General features: G+C 62.6%; 1 protein-coding gene and 1 pseudogene. Both read right to left on the bottom strand.

The genetic code is table 11. The features are described from left to right. Positions 1-252 precede the first annotated feature (252 nt). A protein-coding gene (locus PHAMO_RS19130) for an IS630 family transposase (protein ID WP_155801832.1) occupies positions 253-1,199 on the bottom strand; the annotation gives its coding sequence in 2 pieces (ribosomal slippage) (positions 253-620 and positions 620-1,199; 948 coding nt in all). An 89-nt stretch (positions 1,200-1,288) separates the two neighbouring features. After that, a pseudogene (locus PHAMO_RS19755) lies at positions 1,289-1,613 on the bottom strand (IS5/IS1182 family transposase); the annotation flags it as partial.

Here is a 1,613-nt window from a genome sequence, read left to right as displayed (position 1 = left end):
CCCACAGACCACAAAGAACGCCCGACCATGATCGGAGAACATCCCCTCCCAGACGGGGCCTTGCCGCGCCATCAAGGACAGCCCCGGCGATCCGCACCACAGCACGAGCTCCACGGACCACGCAACCGGAACCCGACGAAACACGACAGATCGGAGACATCCCTATGCCAGCCGTTAACACAACCCATCAGATGTTCGATTTGCGAAGCCTGACCCTCGACGAATTCACCCGGCTGCTAGTGCATTTTCCGTTCAATCGCGGTCATAACCTGCGGCTGCGAAATATTTGATGCACTCGTCTGGTGTGAAGGTGCCGATGCCGTCGCCTATCGCCGCCCAGAGACCCTCCTTGGTCCTGGCTGCGACCTTCTTGAGGAAAGCCTTCAGCTTCGAGAAGGCCATCTCGATGGGGTTGAAGTCGGGGCTGTAAGGCGGGAGGTACATGACTTGGGCGCCGACGGCCTCGATGGCGGCGCGGACCCCGGCGAGCTTGTGAGCGGGCAGATTGTCCATGACCACGATGTCACCTCGGGTCAGGGTCGGCGCCAGCACCTGCTCGACATAGGCCAGGAAGGCTTGGCCGTTCATCGCGCCGTCGAGAATCATCGGCGCGGTCATGCGCTCAGACGAAGACCGCCGACGAAGGTGGTAGTTTTCCAATGCCCATGCGGCACCGGCGCCCGGCACCGCTCGCCGCGAGGGGCACGCCCGCGGAGCCTCGCCATCTTGGTCGAGGCTCCGGTCTCGTCGATGAAGACTAGGCGCTCGGGATCAAGCTCCGGCTGGAGATCGAACCACTCATGTCGCCGCCGCAGAACGTCGGGCCGTTGCTGCTCGCTGGCGTGCGCCGTTTTTTTGAAGGTCATGTCGTGGCGGTCCAGCAGGCGCCATACGCTGCTCGGGGCGATCTTGCCCCCGTGTACCGCTTCCAGGTGGGCCGCGATCTCGGCCAGGGTGATGTCGGGAGTCTGCTCTACCAGCCCCAGGATCTCTTCGGCCAACGCCTCCATCCGGTGCGAATGACGGTCGCCGCCACGCGGCCTCGACACGGCGTGTCCTTCCGATCGCCAGCGGCTCACCCATTTGATTGCTGTCGAGGCAGCAACCCCGAACCGCTTCGCCGCCGCGCGGCATGATTGACCGCTCTCGACCGCCGAAATCAGACGCTGCCGAAGATCCGTGGAAAGGGATGTCGCCATCAGGGCTGGCCTCCTTCACCAGCCCCAATCTTGAATCATACTTTTCCCTAATTGGGAATCCCCAATGATTCCATATGAGTGGATGATGCTCTAGCACCATCATGCGCTGCCGCGGCGGTCACCGGCCATTTGCGGATCAGCCCATGCGCCCGGTCCGCCGAAATATGGTTCTTATAGCCGGAAGACGGAACGGCCAGATCGACCTGAGGCTGGACGTCCTCGCGCGGCTTGGCCTTCGAATATTTCACCGTCCAGCGGGCGTCGCGGTCCTNTTGGCGCAGTTTGGCAGGCTTGTCCTTCCGAGCGTCGGGAATTTGCCCCGCCTTGATTGCCGCCTTTTCGCCATCGGTGTTGCGCTGCTTGGGGGTGGCCACGATTGTGGCGTCCAACAATTGCCCCGACATCGCCAGATAC

It is taken from the genome of Magnetospirillum molischianum DSM 120, from assembly GCF_000294655.1.
Taxonomy (GTDB): Bacteria; Pseudomonadota; Alphaproteobacteria; order Rhodospirillales; family Magnetospirillaceae; genus Phaeospirillum; species Phaeospirillum molischianum.
The sequence above is the reverse complement of the archived record's forward strand: the minus strand, read 5'-3'. Positions and strand labels throughout refer to the sequence as shown.